The organism is Leptospira kirschneri serovar Cynopteri str. 3522 CT (assembly GCF_000243695.2).
Taxonomy (GTDB): Bacteria; Spirochaetota; Leptospiria; order Leptospirales; family Leptospiraceae; genus Leptospira; species Leptospira kirschneri.
On sequence record NZ_AHMN02000004.1, the window covers coordinates 800,485 to 817,924 of the forward strand.

General features: G+C 35.4%; 16 protein-coding genes. 4 read left to right on the top strand and 12 right to left on the bottom strand.

The genetic code is table 11. The features are described 5' to 3' along the window. Nucleotides 1–24: 24 nt before the first annotated feature. From murC to rsmH, 7 genes are read right to left on the bottom strand one after another with little or no spacing between them, the layout of a single operon-like run. A complete protein-coding gene (gene murC, locus LEP1GSC049_RS220705) occupies nucleotides 25–1,491 on the bottom strand; it encodes a UDP-N-acetylmuramate--L-alanine ligase (RefSeq protein ID WP_004758708.1) in 1,467 nt (488 codons plus the stop codon). Nucleotides 1,492–1,493: 2 nt separating this feature from the next. Continuing rightward, a complete protein-coding gene (locus tag LEP1GSC049_RS220700) occupies nucleotides 1,494–2,570 on the bottom strand; it encodes a UDP-N-acetylglucosamine--N-acetylmuramyl-(pentapeptide) pyrophosphoryl-undecaprenol N-acetylglucosamine transferase (RefSeq protein ID WP_004751765.1) in 1,077 nt (358 codons plus the stop codon). Further along, entirely contained in the window at nucleotides 2,567–3,721 is a 1,155-nt protein-coding gene (locus LEP1GSC049_RS220695) for an FtsW/RodA/SpoVE family cell cycle protein (RefSeq protein ID WP_016560508.1), read from the bottom strand. Before LEP1GSC049_RS220695 ends, LEP1GSC049_RS220700 begins: the two co-directional genes overlap by 4 nt. Beyond that, the gene (gene mraY / locus LEP1GSC049_RS220690; RefSeq protein WP_004752710.1) at nucleotides 3,718–4,824 is read right to left on the bottom strand and encodes a phospho-N-acetylmuramoyl-pentapeptide-transferase; all 1,107 of its coding nucleotides are present in this window, start codon (nucleotides 4,822–4,824) and stop codon (nucleotides 3,718–3,720) included. The genes LEP1GSC049_RS220695 and mraY overlap by 4 nt, the downstream gene beginning before the upstream one ends. Before the next feature lie 55 nt (nucleotides 4,825–4,879). After that, nucleotides 4,880–6,400: a UDP-N-acetylmuramoyl-L-alanyl-D-glutamate--2,6-diaminopimelate ligase gene (locus LEP1GSC049_RS220685; RefSeq protein WP_025178552.1), complete on the bottom strand. Its 1,521-nt coding sequence runs from the start codon at nucleotides 6,398–6,400 to the stop codon at nucleotides 4,880–4,882. Continuing rightward, nucleotides 6,369–6,722, bottom strand: coding sequence for a hypothetical protein (locus tag LEP1GSC049_RS220680; protein ID WP_004766268.1), 354 nt, complete (start codon nucleotides 6,720–6,722; stop codon nucleotides 6,369–6,371). Before LEP1GSC049_RS220680 ends, LEP1GSC049_RS220685 begins: the two co-directional genes overlap by 32 nt. A 6-nt stretch (nucleotides 6,723–6,728) precedes the next feature. After that, nucleotides 6,729–7,685 carry a 16S rRNA (cytosine(1402)-N(4))-methyltransferase RsmH gene (gene rsmH, locus LEP1GSC049_RS220675; protein ID WP_004751949.1) on the bottom strand — a complete coding sequence of 319 codons (957 nt, stop codon included), beginning with the start codon at nucleotides 7,683–7,685 and terminating at the stop codon, nucleotides 6,729–6,731. Nucleotides 7,686–8,397: 712 nt separating this feature from the next. Here rsmH and LEP1GSC049_RS220670 point away from each other — a divergent pair. After that, the gene (locus LEP1GSC049_RS220670) at nucleotides 8,398–8,919 is read left to right on the top strand and encodes an HIT family protein (protein WP_004751757.1); all 522 of its coding nucleotides are present in this window, start codon (nucleotides 8,398–8,400) and stop codon (nucleotides 8,917–8,919) included. A gap of 201 nt (nucleotides 8,920–9,120) precedes the next feature. Here LEP1GSC049_RS220670 and LEP1GSC049_RS220665 read toward each other — a convergent pair whose 3' ends face one another. Beyond that, entirely contained in the window at nucleotides 9,121–9,993 is an 873-nt protein-coding gene (locus LEP1GSC049_RS220665; RefSeq protein ID WP_004752600.1) for a CheR family methyltransferase, read from the bottom strand. 187 nt (nucleotides 9,994–10,180) lie between these two features. On the opposite strand from LEP1GSC049_RS220665, the gene LEP1GSC049_RS220660 reads away from it, so the two are divergent. Beyond that, a complete protein-coding gene (locus LEP1GSC049_RS220660; RefSeq protein WP_004752388.1) occupies nucleotides 10,181–10,456 on the top strand; it encodes a hypothetical protein in 276 nt (91 codons plus the stop codon). Beyond that, nucleotides 10,453–11,202 carry a menaquinone biosynthetic enzyme MqnA/MqnD family protein gene (locus LEP1GSC049_RS220655; RefSeq protein WP_004752660.1) on the top strand — a complete coding sequence of 250 codons (750 nt, stop codon included), beginning with the start codon at nucleotides 10,453–10,455 and terminating at the stop codon, nucleotides 11,200–11,202. Before LEP1GSC049_RS220660 ends, LEP1GSC049_RS220655 begins: the two co-directional genes overlap by 4 nt. Nucleotides 11,203–12,425: 1,223 nt before the next feature. Here LEP1GSC049_RS220655 and LEP1GSC049_RS220650 read toward each other — a convergent pair. After that, on the bottom strand, nucleotides 12,426–13,094 hold the full coding sequence (locus LEP1GSC049_RS220650) for an LIC11874 family lipoprotein (RefSeq protein WP_004752200.1): 669 nt from the start codon (nucleotides 13,092–13,094) through the stop codon (nucleotides 12,426–12,428). A gap of 895 nt (nucleotides 13,095–13,989) precedes the next feature. Next, nucleotides 13,990–15,228, bottom strand: a complete 1,239-nt coding sequence (locus LEP1GSC049_RS220645; RefSeq protein WP_025178551.1) for an alpha/beta fold hydrolase — start codon at nucleotides 15,226–15,228, stop codon at nucleotides 13,990–13,992. On the opposite strand from LEP1GSC049_RS220645, the gene LEP1GSC049_RS220640 reads away from it, so the two are divergent. After that, complete coding sequence (locus tag LEP1GSC049_RS220640) at nucleotides 15,212–15,748, top strand: hypothetical protein (protein ID WP_004751869.1); 537 nt, start codon at nucleotides 15,212–15,214, stop codon at nucleotides 15,746–15,748. The two genes, LEP1GSC049_RS220645 and LEP1GSC049_RS220640, sit on opposite strands and share 17 nt — an antisense overlap. A gap of 72 nt (nucleotides 15,749–15,820) precedes the next feature. On the opposite strand, the gene LEP1GSC049_RS220635 is transcribed toward LEP1GSC049_RS220640, so the two are convergent. Further along, nucleotides 15,821–16,483 (bottom strand): DUF2461 domain-containing protein, encoded by a 663-nt coding sequence (locus LEP1GSC049_RS220635; RefSeq protein ID WP_004767359.1) that lies wholly within the window; start codon nucleotides 16,481–16,483, stop codon nucleotides 15,821–15,823. An 84-nt stretch (nucleotides 16,484–16,567) separates the two neighbouring features. Next, nucleotides 16,568–17,410, bottom strand: a complete 843-nt coding sequence (locus LEP1GSC049_RS220630) for a M48 family metalloprotease (protein WP_004758877.1) — start codon at nucleotides 17,408–17,410, stop codon at nucleotides 16,568–16,570. Between the last annotated feature and the right edge of the window lie 30 nt (nucleotides 17,411–17,440).

Here is a 17,440-nt window from a genome sequence, read left to right on the forward strand (position 1 = left end):
AATCAGTAATTTATTAAATACAATTTAATCTTTTAAAAAAGCCAAACCCCAGTCTCTTACGTTACCCGCTCCTAGGGTGACTAATTTATCCCCAGGTTTTAAAAAACTTTTCAATGCGAGAACTCCTTCCGAAATTTCTTTAGAAAGAATTTTTGCAGGAACCTTCATAAAATCTGCGATGAGTTCCGCTTTAACTCCATAGATAGGATCTTCTCCCGCGGAATAAATCGGCAAAAGAAACACGATCTCACCCGAATCTAAACTTTCCGCAAACTCTTTATAAAGATTTTGTGTCCTAGTATATCTATGTGGTTGAAATAATATGACCGCCCTTCCTTCTTTTTTTAATTCTTCCATAGACTGTATTACTGCTTTGATTTCAGTGGGATGATGGCCATAATCGTCATAAACTTCGATCCCGTTTTTACTTCCTAAATATTCAAGCCTTCTATTTACGCCTGAATATTCTGAAATTTTAGAAACCAAGTCAGAAAGAGGAATTCCAGTTTCCAAACAGGCAAGAATTGCGGCCAAAGCGTTTTTTAAGTAGTGTTCGCCCGGATATTTTAGAGAAAAAGAATATTCTTTTTTTTGAAAATAAAAATGCAAAAAACCCGATCGTATTGTGTAATATACAATTTTATCTGAATCGACGCTGTACAAAACTTCAGAATTTTTTTCAGTTTCAATAATATCCGATTTTTCTGAATCATCTTTTGGTTTTTCCAAATGTCGAGACAAACCGTCCATAAATTCGTCTGGGTTTTTAGATTTAGAAAATCCTAATATTTTAGAATGATCGTGTACAAGTTTGATGGAATCTCTAATTCCTATATCGTCTAAATTTAAAATCAATCTTCTGGACGCGCCTTGCATATAACTCGCAAACGCGTTTAACAAATTTTCTCTAGTTTGATAATAATCTAGATGATCTTCGTCCACATTGGTAAGAATTCTCATTTCCGCATAATGATTGTTAAATGTTCCATCCGATTCGTCCGATTCAAATACCCCCCATTCTCCCTTTCCCCATACGCCGCCTTTACCGCCTAAAAACGCAACTTCTCCTCCCACCATTACGGACGGTGACATTCCACACTTTTCTAATAAGAACGCTGTCATCGCAGTTGTAGTCGTTTTTCCATGTGAACCCGCAACTGAAATTTGTTTTTTCTCCGACATAATTTTATGAAGTAGCTCCGATCGATGAATCAAAGGAATTCCTTTTTCTCTGAACTTTTTCACCAAAGGATGACTATCTAATCGGATCGCGGAAGAATAGACAGCCATACTGTAATTTTCCACTTCTAGAATATCAGATTTATGGAATATTCTTGCTCCATTTGAAATCAATTTTTCTACAACTCCGGAATTTTTACCGTCGTACCCACTTACCTCAAAACCTTTGCTCAAAAGTAAAAAAGCAAGAGAAGACATTCCGGAGCCACCGATTCCCAAAAAGAACGGTTTTTGAAAAGATTTTGGATCCATCTTCAATCGAGAGAAAAAAAGTATTTAGCCGTGTCTTTAGAAGCGTCCACGTGAGAACATTCAAGAGAACTGATCGACATGTCGTTTAACAAATCGACATTATTCGCCATTTGATCTAGTACACGAAATAAATGAGACTCATCCTCGTCTTTTTGATCGATTACGATCGCCGCCCCATTGAGTTCAAAATATTTTGCGTTCGCCATTTGGTGATCGTCTTTTGCATAAGGATAAGGTATTAAAATCATTGGCAATGCAAACGCGGCACACTCAGAAAGAACTCCCGAGCCGGAACGAGCAATGACAAAGTTCGCCCATTCATAGTGTTCCTTCATATTATCCGAATAAGAGATAAGCTCCGCGTCCTTTTTTGACTTTTTAGAAACCTCTTCGTAAAGAGCCGAACCGGTCAGCACCCTAAATCGAAACTTCTTGTTGATTTCCTCATGACCCATCAAAGCGATTACAATATTATTAATCTGCCTCGCACCTTGACTTCCTCCCATCACAAGCACGTTAAATTGTTTCTTTTTTTTAGTATCATATTTTTCAAAAAATTTAAGAGACATTTTAGGAATCGTTTTTTTTCGGAGAGGATTTCCCAACACTTGATAATTGCATGGAATTTTAGAATTTTTAGGTGGTAAACTAAACGCCACTTTGCTCGCAAATCGGAAAAACAATCGATTTACGTTTCCCGGAATTGTATTCTGTTCACACAGATAAATTTTTTTTCTAAAAAATATTCCGTAGAGTATAGAAGATACCGTGGAATATCCTCCCATTCCTATAACCACATCTACATTTAGTTTTTTGAATATAATAAAAGTCTTTATAATCTGGATAGCATATCGGATGGGAAACAGAAAAAAATTACTGGAAAGAGGCGGAAGATTATGCCATAAAACCGGACAAGGAGACTGTTCTAAATCCGGGTTATTTTTATTACGAACCAAAGAATATAAATATAAATTTTCATATCCGATTTTTTCTTTCAGTTCGGTCAACACTTCCGCAAGTGCAACTCCAGGTGAAATATGTCCTCCGGTTCCACCGGCCGCGATTACAATCGATCTCATAGTCCCAGATTTTCCTTTCGAGTAATATTGACAAGAATTCCGAGAGAAATCAACACAATCAAAATCGAAGATCCTCCGTAACTCACAAACGGCAAACTGATTCCGGTAATCGGAAAAATTCCAGTTACCACAAACATATTGATGATAAACTGGGTTCCTAAAACGATCAAAATTCCCGCTCCTAAATAAAATCCGAACGGATCTTGAACTTTCTGGATTAGATAAAAACTTCGGAACAATAAAAGTAGAACCAAAAAAATAAAAGTTATAAATCCAATAAAACCAAAATCTTCGACAAACGTAGCGAGTACGAAGTCGGTATGACTATAAGTTAAATATCTGTGTGCATAACCGGACGCCAATTTATTTCCGAACCATCCTCCGTCTAAAAACGCTCGAAACGAAGTCACAAGCTGATGACCTTCGTCAAAACGATACCGATACGGATCTAACCAAACCTCCACCCTTTTCTTTCGATAACCTACACGATCGATCAAAATGTAAATTAACGGAAGCGAAACAATTCCTGCAATGAGCAGGTTTCGAAATGGAAATCCGAATAAAAAGATAAAACCTAAAATGACAAATAGAATTTCGAGTGTAGTTCCAAACGCCGGTTCTACAAGAATCAACACGATCACCGTTAGAAGAAGTAAAATAGGTATTAGAAGTTTTTTATAATTCGGAGTAATTTCTAATTTCAATTTTTGAAAGAGAGAAGCTAAGTAAACAAGAACCGCCACCTTAGCCACCTCGGAAGGTTGTAGTTGGTACGGCCCTATGGCAATCCATCTGTGAAAGTTTCTTCCATAATACGTAGAAACGGATTTTCCAATTCCAGGAATAAAAACCAGAACCAAAAGACCAATCGCCAAAATAATTCCGACTAACGCTAGTTTTTCGAGTTTTTGATAAGGAAATAGGGAAAAGAAAAAAAAGAAAACCAATCCCACACAGATCCAAATCGTTTGTTTTTTTAAAAAATATTCGGAATCCTTAAACTCTCTCCAAGCGGTGATACTCGAAGAAGAATACATAACGCAGAGTCCGATAAATAAAAGAATAAAAATCGTCACGATCAAAAGAACGTCTAAGGAATTCTTGCCGGGAAGCCAAAACTCTCTCCACTTTCTTATGATAAAGTCGATCATTGAATTTTCAAAGTGGACAGAGATATTATCGCCAAAATGACCGCAATGATCCAAAAACGAATCACTATCTTAGTTTCCTTCAATCCACCTAACTCAAAATGATGATGAAGCGGAGCCATCTTAAAAATCCTTTTTCCGGTCAGTTTAAACGAACCTACTTGAAGTATCACCGAAAGAGCCTCGCTCACAAAAATCGCTCCCAAGATTAAAAGTAAAATCTCCTTCTTCAAAAGAATCACTATCATCCCGAGTGTCGCTCCTAAAAACAAAGAACCGGTATCACCCATAAACACTTGAGCGGGATGCGCGTTGAACCATAAAAAACCGAAAAGTGCACCCGTGAGCGCGGAAAGAAACACGGAATATTCGTGTGCACCCGGAAGATAAGGAATGTTCAAATAGTTCGCTACGATAGGAGTTCCGGAAAAATAAGCAATGATTCCTAAAGTCATCACTGAAATCAAAACGGTTCCTGTCGCAAGACCATCAAGTCCGTCCGTCAAATTCACAGCGTGAGAAGAACCTATGATAACAAGAATCGAAAAAGGAATCGCAATTATACCTAACGCAATTACGGGCCCTTTGACAAAAGGAAAAAATAAATCTGTAAGTTGAAAAGAGATCTTACCGGTTTGACCAGTCGCTCCTGTATAATAAAAAAATAATATACAAAAAACAAAAGAAATCAAAATCGAAAGGATAAACTTAGTTCTAGCCCTCATTCCACCTTTGATCTTTTTTACGGATTTCATGTAATCGTCCGCAAAACCCAACGCGGAAAAAAAAAGGGAAAATACGGAAAGTAAAATCACATTCGGATTTTTTAAATTTCCCCAGAGTAAAACCGAAATCAAAAGAGAACCAATGATCAAAAGTCCTCCCATCGTAGGCGTTCCTTTTTTAACTTCGTGAGATTTTGGACCGTCGTCTCGAACGGACTCTCTAAATTTTAATCCGTATAAAAAGTCGATGATCTTATGTCCGAACCAAAACGTAACTAACATAGAAGTCAAACCGGCCATCAAGGCCCTAAAAGTAACATAACTGAAAATTCGAAGTGAGTCTAGATGATTGAAATAAAGATCATAAAGATAATAAAACATTTTACCTGTCCTGTTTTCAAAAAACGGAGTATTCTTTTTTTGTATCGGAAAATTTCTAAAAAAGCCCGAACGCTTTTTGAACTTCTTCCACGTCGCTGAAATGACGTTTTTCCTTTCCGATGATCTGGTATTCCTCGTGTCCTTTACCGGCCACAAGTAAACATCCTCCTTCGGGTAAACAAGAAATCCCTTCTGCAATTGCTTTTGCACGATCTACTTCCCGTAAAAGTGGAACAAAGTCAGAGGAAAACCCAGTTTGAATTTCATCTAAAATCGTCTCCGGTTTTTCCGTTCTAGGATTATCGGAAGTCAAGATCACCTGATCGGAAAGTTCTTCAGCGATTCGAGCCATTTTAGGACGTTTGGTTCTATCCCGATCTCCTCCACATCCAAATAAAGTAATCAAACGTTTAGGCTGAGAATCTCTTACACTTCGGATTATATTTTCGAGCGCGTCCGGAGTATGTGCGTAATCCACCACCGCCATCCTGGAACGATCTCTACTATAAACGATCTGAAATCTTCCAGGAATCTGAGGAATTTTTTTCAGAGAGTTAGACATCTTTTCTAAATCCAAACCTATACCAACTCCGGTCAAAAACGCGAGAGCCGTATTTCGAACGTTAAACGAACCAAGCAGATTGGTTGAGATCTTTTGTTTCCGGTTCTCGGGTAAATTTAAAGTGTAGTAAGTACCTTGTAAGTTTAAAGAAATGTCGTTTACTTTCCATTTCTTATCAATACCATCTAATACATTTATTGGTAGGTCTGGAAATCGATTTAGAATTTTATGATAAAGTTTACTACCATTTGGCGCAGAGTAATCCAAAACGGCAAAAGCAGATTTAGAAAAATCCAAAATTTCAAAAAGACGAAACTTACTTTCAAAATAATCTTCCATATCGGAATGAAAATCTAAGTGATCCTGGGTAAGATTCGTGAATACTCCCGCCCTTATAGAAATTCCGTTCATCCTACCTAGTTTGAGACCGTGGGAACTTGCTTCCATAAAAACGGTAGTGATCCCTTCTTCCTTCATCTGTTTGAGAATTAAGTTGAGAGAAGAAGCATCCGGTGTCGTATAACCTGTGTCTATCACTCTATCTCCGAACTTAACTCCAATTGTTCCGATCAATCCACAGTTGATTCCTTGGTCTTTTGCTAACGAAAATAGAATATTCGTTAAAGAAGTTTTACCGTTTGTTCCGGTTACGGCTACAATTTCTAGATCTTTAGAAGGATTTCCTAAAAGAAAAGAAGCGATTTCGCCTTGTAGCTGTTCGGGATCCGTTTCACATTCCAAAAAAACTTTGGAAGAATTCATAACTTCTAAAGAATCATTCACAACGTTTGAATCGGTTCGTAGTAAAATTAGGGAAGCTTTTGTGTTGGAAATAAATTCTTTCTTTTTGGAACCGATAGAATCGGCTACACAAAATATATCGTTTTCGTTCGTCTTTCTAGAATCAGACTGAATATATTCAATTTCAATTGAATTCGGATTTTTTTCGGAAGGATAAGACCTTAACTTGAGTTCTGGGAATTTAAGGAGAAGACTGGTTAACTTCATTTTCATCTTCGTTTTTTTCGGGAGGCAAATTTAAGGTGATAATTCTATCCCCCACTGTGATAGGAAGATAGTTGTATGTTTTTCTATAAAGAGTTTCGATTCTTCTTGCAGAAGTATAAGTGGCGACTCCAATTTTTAAATCGTCGTTTTTTTTGATCTGTTTGATTTTTTCATTCGTAGCAATTCCTATTTCTCTGTTGAGCCTGGCGACTTGAACGTTCTGCCAAACATAAAGAAAGAATAAACTTAAAAAAAGAATCACTTTTCCTAAATTCAAAAATAAAGTCCAGAGATCTTTCCAAACGGAATGTTTTAGAAACGACGACATTTATTTTTATTCTTCCTCTTCTTCGAAACTTTTATTTCTATATTTTTTATCGACCGATTTTGTTTTTCTAAGCACTCTCAATTTTGCAGAACGAGAAGCAGGATTCTCATTGATTTCCTCTTCGGAAGGAAGGATCGGTTTTTTAGTAAGAAGTTCAAATCCGTTTTGTTTTGCATAATCTCTAAAAGAATTTTTAACGATTCTATCTTCGAGAGAATGAAACGAAATTACTTGTATTACACCTCCAAAACTTAAAAGATCCAAAAGTAGCTTGAGTCCCTTTTCGATATGAGCCAACTCTTGATTGACTTCAATCCGAAGCGCTTGAAAGATTCGAGTCGCTGGATGTCTTCCGGGCGGCCAAAATTTTCGAGGAATTATTTTAGAAATCAAATTTGCAAGTTCAGAAGTAGTTGAAATCGAATTTTGTTTTCTAGTTTCTACAATCACTTCTGCAATTTTTTTGGACCATCTCTCTTCTCCATACGTGTAAAATAAATTCATCAATCTGTCTTTAGGATATGTATTCAGAATTTCTTCCGCACTCTTTCCACTGTTTGGATTGAGTCTCATATCTAAAAGTTCTGATTCTCGAAAACTAAAACCTCTTCCCGAATGAAAAAGATGAAATGTGGAAATTCCAAGATCCAATAAAATTCCCTGTGGAGTTTGATCGATTCCATAGGAGTTTAAAAGATTTTGATCGATCTCGGAAAAGTTTGTCTGAATCGAAACAATTCTTTCTGAAAAATCGGAAAGTCTTGCAAGCGCCCTCGAAAGCATGACCGGATCTCTGTCACAAAGTATAATTCTGGACTTGGGAAATTCTTTTAAAAATAAAAAACTATGCCCGCCTTCTCCTGCGGTTCCATCTAAAAATAATACTGGATCTTCTTTTTGAAAATTCTCCCTAAAAATTTGAAGAATTTCCTTTCCTTGAACTGAATAATGAACCGGTTCCAAACTAGTTCCATTCTTTTCTAAAGTGATGACCCTGCAAGGAGATTCCTCTATGACTCTGGTTCATGAAAATTGTAGTCAGATTCAAATTTTGGGAATCTGTACAAATTCTCAAAAATTGAATCTGACAGTTTACTTTGTATGAGTTCCTACATTCTCAGAGTTCTACTTCAATCTTTTCGTTTTTGAAAGTTAAAAAGTATGAGTTCCCACATTTTCAGAGTTCTACTTCAATTTTTTCGTTTTTGAAAGTTAAAAAGTATGAGTTCCTACATTCTCAGAGTCCTATTTCAATCTTTTCGTTTTTGAAAGTTAAAAAGTATGAGTTCCTACATTCTCAGAGTCCTATTTCAATCTTTTCGTTTTTGAAAGTTAAAAAGTATGAGTTCCTACATTCTCAGAGTCCTATTTCAATTTTCTCGTTTTTGAAAGTTAAAAAGTATGAGTTCCTACATTCTCAGAGTTCTACTTCAATCTTTTCGTTTTTGAAAGTTAAAAAGTATGAGTTCCCACATTTTCAGAGTTCTACTTCAATCTTTTCGTTTTTGAAAGTTAAAAAGTATGAGTTCCTACATTTTTATTTTTTTCCGGAAAAGTAAACTTACACGTCAAATTTACAACGAAAACACTTGAATAGGTTTTAAAAACCTATTCAAGTTTTACGAACGTTCGCTAATCTTTTGACACAAAAGAAGATTCAAATAATTTAGTGTGTATGGAAGATTCAAATTCTACACAATGGGACGAACCAAGGAAAAATCTTTTTTCCATTCACAAACTAGATTATGCGAGAGGAAAAAGACCGGATGTAGATTGTATTCTTTGTGGAATCTGTAGAAAGGATCCGGAAGTTCCTAATCTAATCGTTGCAGAAACCGATTTTACGATCGTTTCGGTGAATCTTTATCCTTATAATCCCGGACATCTAATCGTTTTTCCAAAACGTCATATACTTTCCTACGAAGAACTAACCAGGGAAGAAGCAATCGAAATTCACGAAGGAACTGTAAAAGCAATTTCGATTTTAAAAAAACTTTGGAACGTTCAGGGTTTTAACTTAGGTTATAATCTAGGTAAAAATTCGGGAGGTTCGATTCCCCATATTCACGAACACATCGTTCCTAGATTCCCAAACGAAGCCGGATTTTTAGACGTATTAGCAAATTCAAGAATTGTAATTTACGAACCTTATGAAATGCAAAAGGAATGGATCCGAATCTGGAAAGAATTTTCATAGAAATTTTTTGCAAACGTTTCAATCATCGATAAGCTGAATTGTATAAAAAGAAATAAAAACGGGATGTGGATTGTTTTCTTCTTTTACTTAAAATATTGGATACGATGTTATAGATCTGAATAACACAAATCTAATTTTATAATAGAACTTTTAAAAGATCAGATTTTCGAACAAAAAGATCAAGTCCTCTTCATTTTAAAATCAGACCACAGGTTTTTTCTGATAAACCGTATGACCTAAAAATTTATAACTCTCCGAAATTCCAAATAAGGTCTCCGAATGCCCAATTATAAGTAGTCCTCGATCCTTTAAAACGGTTTCAAAATTTTCGAATATCTTTTTTTGAGTCGGTTTATCGAAGTAAATGATCACATTTCTACAAAACACACAATCCATCTTTTCAGGAATTGGATAAGGAGTTTCCAAAAGATTCACCTTTCTAAAATCGATCAGATTTTTAAGCTGTGGTTTTGCGTGATATGTCAATTCTCCTCTTTCTGGGTCTTTATGTTTGACAAAGTACTTATTTTTGAGTTTATCGTCCACAGGTTGGAGACGATCCTCTTTATAAATTCCTTCCTTGGCGGTATTGATCACATTCGTATCTATATCGGATGCATAAATTTTAATGTCCCATCCCGGTTTAAATGCAAAATATTCTAAACATGTAATTGCAATCGTATAGGGTTCTTCTCCCGTTGAACACGCGCTAGACCAAATTCTGAGAATTTTCTTTCCATTTTTTGCCGCCTTCTCTTCTATAGAAGGAAAAAAAGTATCTCTTAAAAACTCGAAATGATGATTCTCCCGAAAAAAATCCGTTTTGTTAGTAGTAATTCGATTGATGAGTTCAGTAAGTTCACTGTTAAAAAATCCGTGATCTGCCCTGAGTTTTCCTATATATTCAGAAACGTTTTTTAAACCGAAATGTTTTGCTCTTCCGTTGAGTCTGGATTGAACCATGATCTTTTTATGATCTGCAAGAAAGATCCCGGTTTCTTTGTACATGAGGGATTTGACGAATTGAAATTCCTCGTCCGAAATCGTAGTTATTCCGAATTGGCTTTCTGTCATATTCTGAAATGGTTTATAAAAAACCGAGTCCTCTGTCAAGAGTTAGAAATTTAGATTTTCAAGATATGAATTAAAAAATCGTTTTGTAACTTTTCTCAATTTTAACCCTATCATTTCGAATCGATAAAAACTTTCTAGTTGAAAACCGTTGATAAAATGAGACGGTATAAAAAATGGAATTCAAACGTTGCGTTTTTTGAAACTTTTTATGGAACCTTTTGAAAAAAACCAACAAGAAAATGAAGACGATTTTTCGGCTCGCTGGGAAACAGCAGACCCAATGTTACTTTCCATCGTAAAATCGTTTTTAGATTCGAGAGAAATTCATTATTTTGTAATCGGAGAAGAATTGTTTTTTTTAGAAGGAGCCGCTGTTCCAGCAGCCAATCACTGTGCAATTCTGTATTTGGCAAACTCAGATTATCCGATTTTATTGGAGTTTTTAGAAAGAGAAAACCGTTGAAGATTGGAATCGTTAAACATCTAAACGCAAGACCATTAACCTGGGGATTCGAAAAAAATAAGAAACACGAAATTGTTCCGGAAAATCCCGCTATTTTAAAAGATTATCTATTAAACGGAACCATTGATTTAGGATTGATTTCTTCGATCGAATGTATTCGAAACGATCGAGTCCTAAACACGTATTATGGCACCGGAGTCTGCGCTCGAGAAAAGGTAAGATCCATTCTTTTTTTTAAAAATAAAAGAGAAAACTTTCCTCCTAAACAAATTCTAACGGACAACGGATCTAAAACGAGCGTAGCCCTTATCCGAGTTTTAATTTATGAAGAAAGTGGTTTGATTCCCTACGTAGAACCTACCGATTCAAAACTGATTCAGAAAAAAATTTCAAATGGAATCGGTTCACACATGTTATTTGGAGACAATGCTCTTTTGGCAAAATGGAATCCAGAATTTTACGAGGTCAAAGACCTAGCTCAGTGGTGGAACGAACTCACAGGACTCGGTTTTATATTTGCTCTTTGGGCGAGTAAAAAATCCTTAAAATTAGACGATTCTATCTTCATTCAATCTTTAGAATATGGAATTTCTCAAATAGAAGAAATCATTTCTCATGAATCCAGACTTTCTTCGAGTTTAGTCCGGGAATATCTTACAAAAGAACTTCATTATAAAATTACGGAAGAAGATCAAAAAGGATTTTTACTTTTTAGAGAAAAATGCAGCCGATTAAATCTTTTATAAAAACTTGATTTAGAATTTTTTGAAGAATCAATTTCGAGACTCAGAGGAATCGATTTTGCAGAAACTTGTTTTAAATAACGTGAGCAGGACGTAAAAAAGCCAGGCATCCGGCTTGCCACAGGCAACCGAACCGCGTTCAATTGTATGCAAGAAACTCTATATAATGTATCGCTTCTAGTTTCAATTTGTTATAGAACGTGATTCGTCAAACGACCTAAAACGCGACCCGTAGGAAAGCGTTTTACTGAGTTTCAAACGCGATCCATAGAGAGCCATAACAAACCCCACAAGTATTTGGATCTCAATATAAATTTACGACAAATCCTCTGTAAAACTTACACCTACAAGTGATTTATAGAGAGCAATGCATGAGTTTTTCATAATTTTGGGAAGAAGAAAAAGGCTTGGGGACTTGTCTCTATTAGAAAAACATACTTTTTGCAAGTAAAAAATCTCATACTTGTCGGAACACTTGAAAAACGTGCGTTTTTGATCCCACAACGCGATCCGTAGAGAGCGTTGTGTTGAGTTATTTTGATTCTAAAATCCTATTCAACTTGTGGGGTTAGTTATGGTAGAGAGCGTTTTGCTGAGTTTCAAACGCGATCTGCAGAAGCGATGCATTGATTATTATTATGTTGAATTACTAAAAACTTGTCTTAAAACCTCAAAGAATTTTACGCGATAATTTTTAATAAAATGCAGTAGTTCCTACAAATTAGGTTTTATTTGGTAATTTGCGAACTTTCGAGCAATTCTAATGTAGTTAAATTTTCGTATGAGTTCCTACATTTCCAAAACTCATTTGTAAAATCACAATTGTAATAGTTCCCACATTTTTGTGAAACCACGACCCTATAGAATAGAATGTTACGAATTTTTAGATAAATCCGTTCAGAAGCAGGGTTATTGAAAAATGAATTCTCAATCAGCTTCCGTTACATTGAAGCAGTTTCACTAAACTCTACATGAAATTTTTCAACAAAACTCTATTCTATAACACGAGCTCGAAGTAAAAAATAAGGAGAATTTTTCCAAAAGTATGAGTTCCTACAATTTTAGAATTGATTCGTAAAATTGTGATTTGTGGTAGTTCCCACATTTAAGAATCGATCTGCAACTTCCAACTTTTTCAGAAAAATGAATCAAAAATTTCTTACATTGAACTCGTGCTAAATAAATATAATATAAAAATATACTTAATTATATGATCTCACAAAAAATCAATAAATTACAGTAATCCTATAATCCCAGGAATTATTTCCGGTTTTTTCGATCGTCTCTGTAAGAGGTAAACGATAACTGAGTTTTCCCAAATTTACGTCGCCTCTATTGGATCTACAGATAGAAGCTATCGGAAAATTTACCTTAAATAAAATAGAACTTGTACGCAATAAACGAAGGGTTTCCGAATAAATCTTTTTTTCTCCATCTTTTTTGAGAGTTTCAGGTGAACGACTAATCATAGGAATTTCCCTTTTAACATAAAGAGTATTTCCTTTTTTACGAACCTGAACCTTTCCAAGCATCGCGTCTTCAATTTGAGAAAGATCTTGAAATTCCACCTTATAATAAACTTTCGCCTTTTCTCGAAATAAACTCGGGTCCGTTTCCGGAATTACGATTTTTTGATACGTATAATCCTTTAACGAAACATTTCTAGAGAAAAAACCTTTATTCAATCTTCCTAAAATTTCATCCTTCTGAGTGGGAAGAAACTTGATGAGAGATTCATCCGAATTTCTACGAGTAGGAACTACATAAGCAACTTCTAATGTTCCAGAAAAATCATGATTGATGGTGAGTGTTTCCTCATAGTCGAAACAATTAGAAAGTAATAAAATCGTTACAAAAACAAAGAGCTTAAGAATTCGGCCTGCAAAATGGCTCATACATCTAATTTGTGACCGAAATGGAATCCGTCAACGTAAATCCCGAAATAGAATTTACTTCTCGACACTTTTGCCAACGCTTCCAAAATCAATAGAAGGATCAAATCCATGTAATATCAATCTTCGAACATGGAACGAAATTTGCAAATAGATCGTAATCATGAAGAAAATTTGTGGACTAGGTTTATTAAATTTGTTGGAGACAAGTCTGGTCTTCAATGAGTCGACTAGCAAAAAATTCTTAGAACGTTCGAAATTCAATTTATCGATCATTATTATCTGTACTCTAAAATTTCTCTGAAACAGATTCTTAAATACCCTGCATCTTATTTGGATCGCAAGATCAATTTATCAGAATTACGGCCGTACAACAAAACAACCTAAAAACCCAGTAAATTGCTCCTACAGTCAAAATTCAAAGAGTATTAAACTCAGTCGAAGAAAAGCTCCGGACTTTAGTCATTTCTATCAAATTGAGTATCTAGATATGTCGTTTCACGTAAGTTCAATAGAACCCAATACGAAAGCGATTGAAGCGTAGAAAAACTCAGCAGAACACTCTCCACGAATCGCGTTCTATAACAAATTGTAACTTAAGACTAAACACCGTATTACGTTTTTTTCATACAATTTATTGACTGAAGCTAAAAAGTGTGGTCCGACTACGCCAGATTCACCCTATTTTCTTTCTATAAATTAAAACGTAAATTATTAGATTAGAATTTTATTATATAGATCCGAGTAGTATAACATCTTTTCAAGGTATTTTTTGAAATAAAGAGTGAATTCAAGTAGTAATAAAACAGTTAGATTTCCTAAATCTTTTTTATCAAATTTCCATTTTTAGAACAGACAAAAATCTTATTAAAGTTATATGCAGTTCTTAAGTGAAGATCTAATTGCGAAACCTAAACAAAGCGGAAAGAATTCCCTCTTTGATCTTGATTCCGATCCCCGGTTGATCTCTGAGTCCGTGTTTTTTCAAAAAAGATTCCACGTATTGAAATACGTCGTCTTCCGCACGATCACCCATTACAAGACAAGCGTGACCGTAATCGTCGGAAGCTCCGTTTATCTTTGAAATCACCCTAAATTCTTTTTTCTTAGAACTTGAATTTTCATACACAGAACGAACGGATTCGGGAGTTGCAATCACGTCCTTTTCTCCGGCAATAAACAAAGAAGGTACGGAAATTTTTTTTTGAAGTTGAACGTAATCATAAAACCCATTGAGAGAATGCATCTGTTTCGTTTCTATCCAACGCATAAACTGTTCCGTAACTCCGTCCGAAACGTTTTCAATTGCGTTTTTCATAATTTTCTTAACTGTTTTGGAGGAAGTTGTCTTAGGGTTATATAAAATTTCGTCAATCGGCGTATAAAGTTCCCCGGCCAATGGTGCTAGAATGGAAGCCCCGAATTTAAGATCCAACATTTTTCTCGCACGCGGAAATCTGGAAAGTATTCCTATTAGAGTAATTCCAATATGATTTAGGTTTCCTGGTCCACCTAACGATACAAAGGCGGCAATGTCTTCTACGTCTTTTTTATGTTCGGATATGCAAAAATGCGAATATAAAATCATCGCCCCCATAGAATGGCCTACATACGAAATCCTATCGGAACCGGTAATTTTTTTCACCTTTTCAATCATAGCCGGAACATCGTATTTTACGATGTCATCGAACGTGAAATCCTCATAACGCGTAGGACTTTCATGATAAGACCTTCCACAACCTCGAAGAGAAACCGCAAATACGTCGTATCCCCTAAGTTTCAAATAATAAGGCAGGGAATGTCTTCGATCTAGATCTATCACGAACTTATTAGTAGCAATCCCATGAACCACCAACACAGGCGCTAATTGAGGATTCGGTTGAATCGGAACATGTCTGTGAAGAGCCAAATTCCATCCGTCCTTGGTTTTAGCAAAATGAACTTCGTCGGCGATGTCTTCTTGTCCGTATAATTTTCCGATCCAATTTAAAAGTAGAGGATGGATCAAAAGGATCAAGATCAAAACGCCCGTAAAAATAAAAGCGAGCGTAGAAGCAAACAATGCAAACAATAATAGAATTAAGAACGTAGTCGCCAAGTAGAACGGACTTCTACGATTCTTGAGTATTGCAATCACAGAATTAAAAATATTGGAAATTCTGAAATGTCAAGAAATAGAAGCTGCTTGCTTGAAAAATCCTGGAAAAGATTCTGGTAAAGGATTCTTCATGTCTAAAGCGCCAGAATACAAACTCTATAACTCACCCAACGGATGGTATTCTATGATAATCCCAGCGCATTGGGTTCATATGGTCATCGAAGGAATTCCAGCATTTTTCGAGGAAAACGGAACTGGTGCTCTTCAAGTTTACGCATTTGAAAACAAATCGGGAAATTACGATCTCAGAGAAGAACTAGAAAGATATTTAAAAACTCACGAAATCGATTTTGACGAAGATAAAGTCGCTTCGTTTGATAACGAAGAAGGCAGCAAGATCATGGCATGCGAATTTATGAAAGAAGATCGGTTCTGGATGGTATATATGATTGCAAATCGCAAAAGAATGATTCTTCTTACATATAACAGTGATGAAACGCCTCACAATTACTTAGTCAACGAGCTAACAACAATAATCAGCTCTATTCGATTTTCTTAATATTTATTTATATTTTCACTTATTACTATATACAAAACAAATTTTTAATATCCAATTCATCTCATTAAAAACTCAAGAAGAAATGGATCTATTCAAATATATAAGAAACGGCTGTAGTATTTTATAAGACTGAATCGAATTTTTGATAAAAGACTTTGAAAGTAATTCTTCGTCTTTTAGTTTTTTTTCAACAATATAACTCGTATATTGAATCCATTCTAGATCGGGATGATCCTTTGCAAATCCTTTCGGGTAAGTTTTTAACTTCATATCCGAAAGTCCGCCAAACTCTTTTAAGAATTCTTTGTCTTGAACGACCTTTTTTAAAAAATTAGAATTTTTTAATATATATTCTCGAACCTTTTTTAACGTAGGAGAATCGGGCATGTAGAGACCACCCGCTAGAAAAGATTCTCCTCTCGGTTGAACATGAAGGTAAAAAAGAGGTTTTCCTAAATCCTTTCCGACCTCTCCTATACTTGCGCCAAAATTAATTTTATAAGGTTCTTTGTTTTTGGAAAAACGAACGTCTCTGTAAATTCTAAAAATGCATTTTTTAGGATCCACTCCCGTAAGCAACGGATTTATTTTAGCAAGTCCTACGATCAATTCCGTAATTAAATTTTCAAAATCCTCTTTAGCTTTGACAAAAGATTCCTTATTTTTCTCCAGCCAAACCTTATTGTTATTCTTCGCTAACTTTTTAAGAAAATCAAGAGTGGTCAAGTGTAACATCAAAAAACCTTTCGCATAAGAATGATCATAGACATTTTTGCGATCAAGCTAAAAACGAATCAAAAGATTTTTCAGAGGCCAAATCTAATCGGATCCGAATGCACGTTTTATAGCAGTTTGATAACGTTCCATATATAAATTTTCAGGTGTGGCCTTTGGGTTTCCGATCGAATTCAGTCTTTTACGATTTTCTCCGATTCTTTCATCGTTCAATGGATGTGTGGACAAGAATTGAATCATTCGTTTATCTACGGTTCCACCTTCTTCTTTCTCCTTTTTTTCAATTAAAACAAAAAAGGATTCCAAAGCGCCCGGATAGTATTTTGTATTTTTCAAATATTCAAAACTCATAAAGTCTGCTTCCGCTTCCGCAGAACGACTGTTCGCCAAAGTAAGAATTTCCCCTCCCACTCTAGAACCTAAATTGATCAAACTCGCCGCGTCTGATCCTAAAAAAATAGTAAGCCCTATATAGATCGTAAAATAAATTCCTAAAGAACTAATGATCTGTTTTATGGAATGCCTTTTTTCTGCGTGTGCAATTTCATGCGCCAATATTGCGGCTAACGTTGCCTCATCTTGAATAAGTTTTAAAAGCCCAGTATATACAAAAATATAACCTCCCGGCGTACAAACCGCGTTGATCGTATCATCGTCGTCTAAAATCGTAATTTTATAAGGAAAATCTTTTTTATATCGGATTTGATCCGATTTGAGAATTTTATCTGCAACCGACTTTACATATTTTTCCAAAGCGGCATTTTTTAAGACGTGCATTCCCTCTTTGCCGTTTTTTGCATTTTCTAAAAACGACTTTCCAATCTGGATGTCCAATTCGATCGGGACCACGGAATCTATAACGGCTCCACATGTGGAAAACATTAAAAAAAACAAAACGATACTAAAACGTCTAAAAACTTTTTTCATCGGATGTATTTTTTTCAAGAGACCTAAGAT